10 protein-coding genes and 2 pseudogenes are annotated in these 13,457 nt (G+C 41.6%); all 12 read left to right on the top strand.

The window, feature by feature from the left end:
- Positions 1–307 (top strand): annotated as a pseudogene (locus tag AB6E30_RS21825) (ISAs1 family transposase); the annotation flags it as partial.
- Between the two features lie 309 nt (positions 308–616).
- Positions 617–817: a hypothetical protein gene (locus AB6E30_RS21820; RefSeq protein ID WP_241815097.1), complete on the top strand. Its 201-nt coding sequence runs from the start codon at positions 617–619 to the stop codon at positions 815–817.
- Complete coding sequence (gene ltrA, locus AB6E30_RS21815) at positions 817–2,142, top strand: group II intron reverse transcriptase/maturase (protein ID WP_136983002.1); 1,326 nt, start codon at positions 817–819, stop codon at positions 2,140–2,142. Before AB6E30_RS21820 ends, ltrA begins: the two co-directional genes overlap by 1 nt.
- 79 nt (positions 2,143–2,221) lie before the next feature.
- A pseudogene (locus tag AB6E30_RS21810) lies at positions 2,222–2,437 on the top strand (transposase); the annotation flags it as partial.
- Between the two features lie 452 nt (positions 2,438–2,889).
- The gene (locus AB6E30_RS21805) at positions 2,890–3,402 is read left to right on the top strand and encodes a hypothetical protein (RefSeq protein WP_102321102.1); all 513 of its coding nucleotides are present in this window, start codon (positions 2,890–2,892) and stop codon (positions 3,400–3,402) included.
- Positions 3,403–3,472: 70 nt separating this feature from the next.
- Complete coding sequence (locus AB6E30_RS21800) at positions 3,473–3,988, top strand: hypothetical protein (RefSeq protein WP_102321101.1); 516 nt, start codon at positions 3,473–3,475, stop codon at positions 3,986–3,988.
- Positions 3,988–6,738: a TcfC E-set like domain-containing protein gene (locus AB6E30_RS21795; protein WP_102321100.1), complete on the top strand. Its 2,751-nt coding sequence runs from the start codon at positions 3,988–3,990 to the stop codon at positions 6,736–6,738. Before AB6E30_RS21800 ends, AB6E30_RS21795 begins: the two co-directional genes overlap by 1 nt.
- Before the next feature lie 10 nt (positions 6,739–6,748).
- Positions 6,749–7,471 (top strand): hypothetical protein, encoded by a 723-nt coding sequence (locus AB6E30_RS21790; RefSeq protein WP_102321099.1) that lies wholly within the window; start codon positions 6,749–6,751, stop codon positions 7,469–7,471.
- Positions 7,471–8,502 carry a hypothetical protein gene (locus AB6E30_RS21785; RefSeq protein WP_372105233.1) on the top strand — a complete coding sequence of 344 codons (1,032 nt, stop codon included), beginning with the start codon at positions 7,471–7,473 and terminating at the stop codon, positions 8,500–8,502. The genes AB6E30_RS21790 and AB6E30_RS21785 overlap by 1 nt, the downstream gene beginning before the upstream one ends.
- Before the next feature lie 19 nt (positions 8,503–8,521).
- Positions 8,522–9,301: an outer membrane beta-barrel protein gene (locus AB6E30_RS21780; protein WP_372105231.1), complete on the top strand. Its 780-nt coding sequence runs from the start codon at positions 8,522–8,524 to the stop codon at positions 9,299–9,301.
- 395 nt (positions 9,302–9,696) lie between these two features.
- Positions 9,697–10,416 carry a hypothetical protein gene (locus AB6E30_RS21775; protein ID WP_241910598.1) on the top strand — a complete coding sequence of 240 codons (720 nt, stop codon included), beginning with the start codon at positions 9,697–9,699 and terminating at the stop codon, positions 10,414–10,416.
- Between the two features lie 202 nt (positions 10,417–10,618).
- Positions 10,619–13,204 carry a DUF1566 domain-containing protein gene (locus tag AB6E30_RS21770; protein WP_102321097.1) on the top strand — a complete coding sequence of 862 codons (2,586 nt, stop codon included), beginning with the start codon at positions 10,619–10,621 and terminating at the stop codon, positions 13,202–13,204.
- Positions 13,205–13,457: the final 253 nt, after the last annotated feature.

Genomic DNA, 13,457 nt, shown 5'->3' with positions numbered 1-13,457 from the left:
AGGTAATCAAAAACGATTGGAGCAAGCGATTAGCCAAGTGTTTAATTCTAGTATGATTAATAGTTTTGAAGGTGATAAATACGTCACTCAAGAGAAAGGGCATGGTCGTACAGAAACGCGTTTGAGTATGGTTGTTCACAATACAGATTTCTTAGGCTATATAGCGTTTGATTGGGCTGAACTCTCCACAATTGGTATGGTCGTTTCAATTCGTCAAGAAGGTGATAAGCCAGCAGAAACAATGCAAATCAAGCACTACATAAGCTCAGCAAAACTAACGGCTAAAGCTTTACTAGAGAGCACGTGAGCACATTGGAGCATTGAAAGTGTGCCGCAGGCACTGAAGTTAGCAGCATAAGGAGATGCTATGACTTAAGGCATAAGCTCAGGAAGAGATGGTGGTAGGCCCACCGAAGTCTGCTGTCGGAAGCTGGCTTCAAACCACTCCAAGTGGCTGTAGTTAAGAGCTATGGTCATGAGCGTTGGAGTCAAAGTGCGAACGAAAGTTCGGCAGGTACGATATAGAGAGACGAGTTAACCCGAACCCATGTGGACGCGTCGTAATCCAGAGATTGACATCAAAACCAAGGGCGTTTCTATCTCTTGGGATAAGTCTATGAGTAAACTCCGAATGCTGCATAGACGGTGTCCGGCGTATAGTGGGCGTGAATCTATATCAGGCTCTTTTTGGGAACTGCGGGAACCAGTCGTTGTGATGCCTAAGGAAGACATACAAGCCACTGAATTGGCGAGTATTAGAGTACCGATGCACAGCACTGGGACGGAGCTATCTGTAGTAGTGAGGAAACAGCTGTAATGGTTGTGGAGCGAAGGGGTAGCGTTAGGCCGTCGTTAAGTTCTGCCCAACTGACAATAAGTCAGGAGGAGGCAGAGGTTAAGACAAAACAATTCAACATTTCAAAATGGCAAGTAGTCAACGCATACAAGTTGGTGAAAGCAAATGCAGGCGCGGCAGGGGTTGATAATGAAACACTGGCCGAATTTGACAGGAACTTAAAAGGAAATCTCTATAAAATTTGGAACCGATTGGCATCGGGAACCTACTTCCCTCCGCCAGTACTGGCTGTAGCCATTCCAAAGAAAGCCGGAGGCGAGAGGATACTTGGTATACCAACCGTCAGTGACCGCATCGCACAGATGGTGGTCAAACTGACATTTGAACCCCAAGTAGAACCGCACTTCTTGCCAGATTCGTATGGATACAGACCAAAGAAATCGGCTCTAGATGCTATAGGTGTAACTCGAAGACGGTGTTGGGACTATGACTGGTGCCTTGAGTTCGATATTAGGGCATTGTTTGATAAAATACCGCACGACCTACTGATGAAAGCAGTCGATAAACACTGCACAGAAAAGTGGGTAAGGTTATATATCAAACGTTGGTTAACAGCACCGATGAAAATGCCAGATGGAGAGTTGAAAGCAAGGGATATGGGAACACCTCAAGGAGGGGTAATCAGTCCTGTTCTCGCCAATCTCTTTTTACATTATGTCTTCGATAAATGGTTACACAAGCATTACCGCGGTATACCTTGGTGTCGATATGCGGATGATGGGCTGGTTCATTGCAAAAGCAAAGAAGAAGCCGAACACATGCTAGAGGTACTGAGAGAGCGCTTTGCTGAGTGTGGTCTAGAGTTGCATCCAGAAAAGACCAAAATAGTTTACTGCAAAGACGGAAGCCGAAAAGGTAACCATGAACACACAAGCTTCGACTTTCTTGGATATACATTCAGGCGTCGATTAGTGAAGAATACCAAGCGAAACAGTATGTTTGTAAGCTTCACGCCAGCGGTGAGTAAGGTTGCTTTGAAAGCGATGAGGCGGAGAATTAAAACGCTGAAGGTACGAAGCCGAACAGATCTCAACATCGCACAGATATCAGGTTGGTTAAATCCAATGATAAATGGCTGGATTGGGTACTATGGTAAGTACTATCGGTCGTCGCTATACCCAGTGTTTAGACACATCAACAAAGCTCTGATTAGGTGGGCGAGACGCAAATACAAAAAACTTCGTCGCCATAAGACTCGAGCAACGCTGTTCTTGGAAAGGATAGCTAAGCAGAATCCGTGGTTGTTTGCCCATTGGAGGCATGGAATGAGAGGATCGTTTGCCTAATGGAAGCGGTATGAACTGAGAGGTTCACGTACCGTTTTGCGAGAGGCTGCAGGGGGAGTTCCTGCGGTCTACTCACCATCAGATGCACTGGCGATTAGACGTTGGTTTTAAAGAAGATGAATGTCGGATACGTCGAGAGCAAGCCGGTGAGAATTTAGCAGTTATAAGACATATAGCTTTAAATCTGCTGACGGAAGAAATCAGCTTCAAAGCAGGGATCAAAAGAAAGCAGAAAAAAGCGAACCGCAATAACGCTTACCTTTCGCAAGTCCTTGCAGGGCAAGGGGCTTCGTAATCTTGCCCTGAGGTCGAGCTTAGACAATGTCGGGTCGGCCTCAAGCAGTAACTCAAGCATCTCCTGCTGTGTTAAACCTCGCTCCTTTCTGGCTTGTTCTAAGAAGTGTGCAAACGTGAGTGGCATTCTTTGTCCTCGATAATCTCTATTATGGTAAGTATTGTTCGATTGCTTATGTAATTCAATCTTCTTTTATTAGAATTTAAACTATAGCTTATCGGGCAGGTTTTTATTATAGATGTAGATAAAACGAAGGTAGGTATTACTAGCTTTACTGTTGATGGTTTTATCGAATCGGCATTTTCGGCAAATGGAATTTTCAAATGCCCAATATTTCTTTTCCAGTGTTCCGCATAATTTATTTCGTCCTGTCACCGATGAGCGTTAACAAATTTAAACGCAGGAGCGGGATTACTAATTTATGAAATATTTAATCTTTAAAGGAAAGTAAAATGTTTAACTTCAAAAAAAGCGCACTAGCATCAGTTCTTCTTATGGGTATGGCAGTAAGTGCAGGTGCTAACGCATCTTCAAATGCTACTGTTATATGGAACGGCGTTGTTCCAACAACTAGCGCATCAGATGCACTTATCATCACTGGCCTAGGAGGTGATACAACAGCGCTTAACGGTACTATCACTCCAAGCTCAGACGGTGTGTTTGAATCAGATACTATCGTACTTGAGTCTCACTTAAATGATGGTGATGCTGTTACTCCTGTTGTTGGTGCATTAGCTTCAGCTAACTGGACTCTAGTTGATGCATCAGTAGCTTTTGACGGTGTGGCAAACCCATCTCAAGCTGTTGAGATTAATGTAAATGGTGCACCAGTAGCCGTTGGTGATGTTGTTTCTGGTGAAGAAACTATTTCAACTAAAGTTAAGCAGACTGCTGTATTACCTGAATCTGAAGTAGGTGGAACTACTGTTCAAGCATCAGTAACGGTTATGGCTGACCTTGTTTAATTTGTAGAAAATTCCCGATTCAAAGGCTCGTAGTAATTACGAGCCTTATTTCTCTACGATGGTAGTCAATATGAAAAAAGTTTTAATACTATTGGCTTTCATGAGTATGAATGCCAACGCCGATTTCAAAGTGCTTTACATTACTACGAGCCTCGATGTAGGCAAACTTTATACAAATTCAATTAATTCTGTTGAATTTATTCCGGCAGTTCTGGAGTTGACGTCAAATCAAGACAAAACAAAATTTGATGATGTTAATACCACATTAAGAATTGAAACAGATATACCTTTTGAGTCTTCGGATATTCCTTATATTTCAACGTTAACAAAAAATACGTCAATTTGTACGGACTACTCTGGAGTGAGCAATGTTCAGGATGATTTCGTTACATTAACGATTGACGGGAAAAGTTTGTCAGAGGGTGAATCCGTCTCTTTTTCAAATTTCAATTTAAATGATGGCGACAATAAGTATAGTGAGCATGACATTATATTAAGTTTTCAGTCATTTAAAGATATCATCACAGCGGGCCAAGCGGAGAGGTGTAATGGTGAGATAGAGTTCAATATAGAGGTAGATATATAATGTTCAGGTTCAAACTCATAACAATGGCAATTTTAGTGTTATTGCCTGTGTATTCGTATTCAAGTTATAGTCAAAATGTTCTTGAAGGTTTTGAAGAACTGTTTGAATTGAAAGAGTCAACAGTCCGTATACGTAACTTAGATGGTTCCCTTACTTCACCGATCCCATTTTTAACGTCGTTTAACACGTTAAAATTAGACTCGAATAATAAAAAAGCGATCGCACAGGTATCTGACTATTTAAATGATAATACAGTGTCGGCTGAGTACCAGCAGAAGATCATAGATCAATTAATGGTTGGCATACAAGATCAGTCTGAGTGTTTAGGTAAGCTCGATGAGTGTGAGTTGTACCCAGAAACGTTTGAGATCGTTCATAACTATAACGATCAAGAAGTCTATCTTTTTGTATCTCCACAGGTGTTGTCATACTCGAATCTCGATGAAGAACTGGTATACCACTCGTCTCTGAGTCAACACAATGGGTTAATCAATTCATTTGATCTGTACGTGAGTGAATATCAAGATCAAGACTCAATCGTTTCTTTAAATAATGAAACGACACTGGGGCTACCTTACGGATACCTCAAAACTGATTTCAATGCCAACAACAGTGATAACGGTTCTGAATTGTATGAAGCGGCATATCATTTAGATATCGATTCTTACTCAATAAAAGCGGGTCATTTTGAATTTGAGCCAGAGGTTAACTCAACTGACTTCCTGAATAACACCGCTCGAGTTGCTCAAAACTCGCTCACGGTAGGTACCTCTAAAAAGTTGCTCGTAGGCGGACATAATAACGACAAAGTATTGAGCTTTTATGCGCCAACAAGTGGCGGTGTACAAGTTCTTCGTGATGGTCGATTGATTTTTCAAGATAACGTACCAGAAGGGCAGAACTCAATTCCTTACAGCAAGTTACCATCTGGTCGCTATGAAGCTGTACTTGAGGTGACAAGTGGTGGGCAAGTTGTTAATACCCAGACTTATCAAGTATATAACACCAAAGGTGACTCTCTGACTCAGGGGGAAGTGGATTTCGTTGCCACTGCGGGTATGTTTTCAGGAAGCCATTACGACTACACGGAACATGGCATTCAAAATATTGAAGACGATGTTTATGGCAAGGCATTAGCTAACTACCAACTCACCCGTTCGTTGCAAGTAGGCTTGGGCGGCTTGGTCACGGACAGTGGCACTATGTACACCGTTGGTGGTGCATACAATCTGATTGATTGGGATTTGAGTACTGAAGCTGTGTACAGCCAATTCGAAGACGCATCTCACTTTAATGCTAATATCGGTATCCCTTATTTAAGTCTATCTTATGAGTCTCTCGATAATGAACTTGGTGATCCAGTTGCTTCTTATATGTACGGATATGCCGATTATTCACGTCTATCGTTGAATTCTTCGTACAGCTTCCGCGGTGGACAATCTATGTATGCGGTTTACTCGCTTAATAACGACAAGCAGTTAGACAATTTAGGTAACTCGGATGAACAGGAACAGCAGTTTATTTCCGTTGGTTACAGCACGCCCACAGTTTTAGATTCGCGAGTTAATATTAACGTCGATTACTCTGAGGCGACGGACGACATATCAGTTAATTTGTTATGGAGTGTCCCGTTGTCAGACACAGTAGAAACTATCATGGGCCTGACGAGTGATAGTGATGACATTAATCAATTTAAAACAACAGTAAGACGAAATCAGTTAATTGACTCAGACTCCTTTAATACGTCGCTTGAGGTGAGTAACACCTACGATCGACAACAGGATGATATGTATCAAGATGCGTTATTGGCGACCAGTGGCACGACTAAATACGCTCGAATGAATGCCTCCGCCCATACGTCCACCAATGGCACGAGTGGTATCAATGCTGGCTTGTCTAGCACTCAAATCGTGACGACAGACGGCGTTTATATTACCGATAAAGCGGCAATGTCTTATACGCTTGTCGATATTCATCAGTCGCAGAATACAGAGCAGACGTTTGATGAAAAAGGTTACTTCTCTCTTAAAAAAGAAGGGCGAAACAACAGTAAGTTCATCGTATATAACGATGAAACAATTGTGCCTTTGGAAGACTATAGTCAATATCGTGCGAAATTTGATTCAGAGAGCGTTGATCTTTACAACTCTGGTGATAGTAACGTAACCGTGTTTACACACCCAGGTACGGTTGCTTCTATTGAGCCAAGAGTTAGTCGCGTCGTTTCGTTTGTCAGCGCCTTTAATGACATATCAGAACAGCCGATTACAGAAGTGGAGTGTCATGGAGAAGGTTGTATTGAAGTCAATGAAATGGCCGACGGTGTTTATAGAGTAACCGTATTGGAAGGCATGAACTTTGAATTGTCAGCGAAAGAAAGCCAATGCTTACTGCCTTATGAATTTACTTCAACAAATCAGATGAACTTTGGTCAAAACTATTGTTTGCCAATAGCTCAAGAAAAGCAGATAGATTTGATTGATGCAGATGAACGACTACAAGCGATGTATTTAGGTGCATACGAAAGCTCGATTGAACTGAATAAAGCGCTTAAAAAGCTCGAGTCACACGGTTATCGAATTATTCAGAAAGAAGTGGGTTCGTTTAAGGCAATTTATATAGCGCATGAATCTATAAACATGGCGGAAACAATAGCGCTTCATAAAAGAGATATCGATCAGTTAAAACTGTTGGCAAAGCGACTTTATCGCACCAACGCCATTACATACCCAGTCGCACAAGTTAATTAAGGAGTGGGAAATGAAATCCAATAAAGTTCTACTAAATTTAGTATCACTCACCGCTATATTGTTATCTATAAGTGTACAAGCTTTTACGGTAGATAAAATGGTTATTGTCTCTGATGATAAAGGGAACGGTATCGTTACGTTAACCAACGACGAGTCTCACCCAATTTTTATCCAAGCAAAGGTGGATGAAATAAATATTATTGATGGAGAACAGGTAGAAAAAAAACAATATACAAGAGACAACTTAAACGATTGGAAGGTGTCATTAACGCACCAGAAGGTAGTTTTGAACCCTGGTGAAGAGAAAGACATTGGCATACGTAGTTTATGCCACAACGCTGCATGCGATAATTCAAAAGATTTGATGTTTATGCTGTCTTTTTCTCCAAGTAAATACAGACCTGGTGAAGTAGTTAGTGGTGTGGAAATTAATTACGGATTCGCACCTGTTTATATTATTCCTACAACACAACCGAATTATTCTTACGAATTAACCAACAACGGTGATAGCCTTAGAGTCGAAAATAAAAGTAATACCATGCTCAATTTTTTTGTAGATGCATGTGTTGCTGAAAACAAAGCCCAATGCAAACAAAAATTTACGGTTGTATCGGGAAGGAATAAGACGTTCCCTTTAACCGAAACTATGCGAAATAACGAGTTGACCATTACCGTGACATCTCACGACAGAAGCTATTCAAAGAAAGAAATGGTGACGAGAGGTAAAATATAATGCCTAGACCTATCCTATATATTGTAGCGTTTATTGCATTAATGACGACAAGCATGGCTCAAGCTGCGTTTGAAGTTCGCGCGGAAGTGAAGGCTGGTGGTGTTCGTTGGGACAATGTGACACGTTACAATGGTAAAATGCTGCCAAGTACGTGGGAAACTCCTCCTATGTTGCAGGCTTCAGAAGCTTGGGCGGCCGCGACATTTTCGGGTATACCTCCAACAGAGATGACTTTAATTGGGGGAAATGGGAATACTTCACCGTCAATATCGATCGATATATCGGGCGTTCAATACAATACTACTGGAATTGAATTTGCCCAGTCAGCGAATACGGTAGGTGGTGGGTGCTCATTTGATGAAGTGTCACTACCGATTGTGACTGTTGAAGGTCCAAACTGTGTTTCGTCTGTTCGATTAATTAATAAACAAAAATCGAGCCCATTTATTTTCCTGAGACCTATTTTCGATATTAACGAAAGTGAAATAGTGTCGGCATTAAGTGGGCTACCAGAGGGGCAATATTCAGCTTCAGTGCCGGTAAATATTCGTTACTACTATGAAAATGACGGCATTATGACTTATCGCAACATCAATGAAGTGATGTTGTTTTCATTTGATTATCAGCCTGTTCAACTCGACAGTGTTTTTGTAAGTGGAGATGGTGTCATGACGCCAGTCTACGACACAATTGGCAAAAGAATAACATCGACAACGTCATTTGATATTACAGCGAACGGCTATTTTAATGACGGAATTGTTTTAACAATGCCCTTACAGTCATACGAATTGGTTAATTCAAGTAACCCTGGTGTGGTTATTCCTTACAGCATTCATTGCGATCAGTGCAGCTCTGGTAACTTAGTTGATGAAGGACAATTAATGTATCAAACAACGGCTATTTCAGAAGGAGCTGGAGTGCAAACAAGTATTAACTTTACTTTAGACTTTGATTACGATATTGAGGGCAGTTCTGCTGTTTCCGGAGATTATTTTGATGAAGTAACGATCATGTTGGAGCCTGGTATTTAAGATGAAAAAAGTGAACTTAATGTCATCGATTATCGCTGTGTTCTTATCCATAAGTGTATCAGCAGAGGAGCTGCCTATCCAAATGAGTGGTGGCATGACGTTTTCTGCATTTGATGACAACATGGGACAGACTGAAGCACTTGGTTATAAGGCGGCGGTTGGATATAACATTAGTGAAAACGTACTATTTGAACTTGGCTATGCTGATTATTCTGCTTTTTCTGATTCGGAAATAGATAGTTTACGTGCGGTAATGGTTGAAACCGACTTATTGCTACCCGTCAGTGAATTTGCCTCCTTGTATGCAGGAGTCGGGGGCGCGTTTTCTAGTGACGACACCAATTTTACGGCATCGCTTGGTCTTAAATACCAATTGAGTAAAAATTGGAGCGCCGACCTTGGTTACCAAGGCGTCTTTGATTTAGCTCGTCAACAAGACGATCTATACGCATTTAATGCACTGTTGGTTTATCGTTTTTCAAGCAATGAAGCCGCAGAAGGCCTTTCAGATATTAACCCAAGGCCCAATGTTGACCAGCTTGTTGAAGAGTCGACCCAAGTATCAAGGCCGAAAACCCAATTGGCGTCTATTGTCCCAATTAAGAAGGCGCCATCGTGTCAGCAGCGTTTAGTTGAATACCGAGTGGTTCCTGGCGACTATTTGCACCGAATTGCAAGAGCATTTGATAGCTCACTTGATGAATTAGTCGAAGCAAATCCAAATCTTAATAATCGTGATTTGAATTTGATTTACCCTGAAGAGAAAATACTTTACCCGAAAGTTAGCTGTTTAGATTAAGTTGCCTTCCTTGAAACAGAAACACTGCCAATTTTTTGGCAGTGTTTCTTTGTTTGTAGCAGAGAGTATCTCGCCAATGTAAATGATATCTACACTTGTTTAGCTATCTCGCATCTTGCGTTTTTGAAATTCAAGAGTGCCCAATACCTTTAAATCCGAATGCGCGATACTGCTCACCAATCGAGCTACTCACCTTTTATCGTTTGGGCTCGCAAATATGCTAATTAATACCTCAATTATATGCATGAAGGTCAAATATAAGAGAGCGGAGTAATGATCGGACCAAATATTTTAAACATGTATGTACTCATTCTTTTCGCGCTTGGTGTTATATACGCGCTGAGCAAAATAGACGAGTAGTATCCTAAAATTTATTATTTTTAGTAGAGAGAAATATGAAAATTAAATATAATCTATTAACAGTATTCGCAATTTGTTCAGCAATGACTTCTACTGCTGCCAATGCTTTTAATGTCGACAAGATGATTGTCGTCGCGGATAAAAAGGGCAATGGTGTCGTGACACTTATTAATGATGAGTCTCACCCGATTTTTGTTAATGGAAAAGTACAAGAAATTCAGTTTATTGATGGCGACAAAATCGTTCGTAATAGTTATACAAGAAACAATCTAGATGATTGGAAAATATCTCTTACGCACCCAAGATTAGTTTTAAGACCTGGTGAAGAGAAAGACGTGGGTGTTCGTAGCTTATGTCACAACACGTCTTGCGATAACAGCAAAGATTTGATGTTTATGCTGCCATTTACTCCTAGTCGTTATAAAGAAGAGGGAGAGAAAATTCACGGTGTCGAGATAAACTATGGTTTTTCACCGGTTTATATTCTGCCTACGACAAAGCCAAGTTTTGATTATAAGATTTACAATCAGGGCGAGAATTTACGCATCGATAATAATAGTAATACGCTAATTGATGTTTATGTTAACTCATGTACAACAGAAAATAATACGCAATGCAAACAAAAGTTCACTGTTGTATCTGGTCGGGATAAAACGTTTTCTCTTGCGGAATATACGCAAAGTGAACAACTTAATGTAACCGTAACATCTTACGATAAAAAATACTCTAAAGAGATGCAACTGCCTATTCAGTAATAGGAACGCTGAAAATAGACATAATTATAGGCCTTCAATGATTAATGCTAATCAAGGACGATCAGCATTCATTACCCATGTTCAGTGCTAATTTTAGCCTACATGGCATCACTGTTATCAGCAAAGTGTAAATGCCCAATACAACATTAAATACAAATCATAAAATCAATTTTGAAATCAATAAAAAGTAAAGAGAAGTAATATGAACCTTTTAAGCAATAAGCCAGGAGGAAGCATTCCCCTGGGTTTTGTCGTCGCTACTACGCTTACCCTTTTTGGGTGTGGTGGAGAGGGCAGTGAAGGAAGTGCCGGAAGCTCAGCAAGTGTTTCCCCTAATACTCAAAGCGCGACGCTTTCCGCTCAAAATGCTACCTACTCGACTGGCTATGCTGAATCGTTCGAGGTTGACCTGTCGTCAAAGGTATTTTCATCAACGGGTGGTGGCTTTGCGCTGAGTGAAGTCGAGGTCTTGTCTAATGATGATAGCTGCCAAGTAGAAAGTATGACGGAAACAGGGTTTGTAATTCAGGCCTTTGATACCAAGGTGTGTGACTATCGATATCATGTGACTCCTAAAACATTGTCGCCAATGAGCCGTATGGCTGAAGCGCCAATGAGTGATAGTAGTAGCTCAGAAGGTTCGAGTTCTGCGGTTACGCGCATTGCGGTAAGTAGTAATCCTAGCTCAACCGAACTGGTTCCAGTAAGTGCAACAACACTGATTAATGAAGATGTGAGTGTTTTACTGAAGGACGAATTGGAGAAAGTCGGCTTTACGTTAGGTGACGAGTTTGTATTAACGGAGCTTACACTACCGTACGGTCGCTCGAGCTCAGTTCAAATAAATAGTACAGATGACCAGACTATGGATTATACCCCGCCGTCAGGTTTTACCGGCATTGACCGTGTTCTTTATACGTTAGAAGACTCGGTTAATGGCCTTGTGCTGATGGGGGTTTTAGATGTTGCGGTGGGCTACGAAGCTAACCAAGGTTTTACGATTGACGATAATATTGTATATCCAGTTGTTGTCAACGTATTGACCGATGAAGAAATCGACATCAGCGGCTTTGTTTCCTCGGACGATAGTGATGATTATCAATTGGTGTATGTTGAATCGTTTAACGCAAAAGCGGTACCTAAAGATCCACTGGACACTCAGAATAAAACGATCGTCTTTCAAGCGTCACAACCAGGTTACCACTATATTAGTTTTGCGGTTAGTGATCATAATGGAGTGTATGACATGGGTTTGATTCGTGTTGAAGTGACCGATCCTAATCAGTCATCAAAATGGGACGACATTTCTCATTTGTTGGATCTCTATATTGGACCACCCACCGCACTTGATGCAGCCGGGCAAGGCTCGCCTTATGATATAAAACTGAACGATGATGGCTACAGCCCAGCGATTGATATGGCTGGTTTTCGTTATCCGTCGGCCGTAGCATACTGCGACACCATCGGTGGTTCAGTGCCGACGTTTGATCAACTTAAGCTGATGGCCACTGATACCGATGTTCAGGCGTTACATAACTGGCCTGTTAAAGCGCAATACCTCGCTTATGATGACGGAGCAGATCTGGTTAAGTGGGTGGATCTTAAAGATGGCAGCACCCTTACAGGCGATGTCGATCCAACATCGGCTTATTATGTGACATGTGTTAAGCAAGGTTTAATTACTGTATTGCCTACCTCAAGCACGGAAGTTGTCGCGGATGGAGTTGATGTTGGTTCTGTATTTGTTGAGTTAAAACTCGGTCAAGAAGTAAGACCAGATACCCTTGTGACGGCTTCTGTCTCTAGCCCAAATGTGACATTGGACAGCGATAACGTTACCACAGACAGCTATGGTATTGCCGAGTTTCGCTTAACCAGTTTAAAAGCGGAAACCGTCACATTAACCCTTGATGTGGGTGGCATTACTCAAGACTATGAAGTTAAGTTTATTGGTGATGAAAAGACGGCTGCAGTGTCATCAGAAGCAACGATTGACACGGTACCTTATACGTCAGTGGAAGGTGGCCAGGTTACTGCGACCTTGACCGATCAAAATAGCAACCCAGTAGAAGGTTACTCAGTCATTTCAGTGGTAAGTACAGAACAGCACCCAGACACCGCAGAAATGGTTACTCCTATCCTTGAAGCGGAAACGACTCAAACCGATGAATCAGGTGAGCAAAAAGTGCGGGTAAAGTGGGATACAAACTATCAAACCCCAACAACGACCATGACCTTTGATGTGGCGTCATCTTACACCACAACAACCAATACACAGACTAATGCGATTAGCCAAGTTACCTTTCATGCCTATTTGTGTGGTGGCCAAGTTGGGGATGATGATCAACAAAACGCCGCGGGTGCCTGTGTTAAAATTGCGGAAAGCGATGGAAAGTTGTTTACCGGTACTCCAAGTGAGAGCTTTTTAAACGCTGTTGGCTATAGTGGTAATTACTACGGTAGTCATGTTGACAATATCCCTTATGGTCCTTCAGGATCGTTTGCAATTTTTAGTGTTACTGAAGCACATAGCCTTTGTGAACATTATAATACACTTGAGCTTAACGGGAGAGATGATTGGGCTTTAGCAAATATAGATGAGTTGACGAGTCTTTTTAATAACTTTGGTCACATGTACACCGCGAAGGGTTGGGCGACCGGCTACTTCTACTGGTCGTCGACGGCTAATGGTTCCGGCTACTACTACAGCGTGGGCCTCACCTATGGCGGCGTCGGCAGCAGCTACCCATCCCGTCAGTACTACGTCTCGTGCGTATCAGGTTCTTAGGGTTCAACGTTCAGAGTTTGCGGCCCGCAGGGCCGTTTTTTCTTTTTATAGAGGGTAGCGGTTTATTTTCTAAACTCAGTAAGGATTAATATGGATATTGAAACAAAACTCAAGCTTAGTCAGCAACAAGGTAAAATTATCGGCATACATGAAGGCATGTTTGTTCGTTTTTATGATCAAGCGCTGTTCGCATGGCAGCGGCTTTGTTTCCTAATTGGATCTCAGATAGAAACGGCCAGTATGGGTGATTATT

This window comes from Vibrio sp. 10N.247.311.12 (assembly GCF_041467515.1).
Lineage (GTDB): Bacteria > Pseudomonadota > Gammaproteobacteria > Enterobacterales > Vibrionaceae > Vibrio > Vibrio crassostreae_C.
Note: the sequence above shows the minus strand (reverse complement) of the source record. Positions and strands in the feature narration are given on the sequence as shown.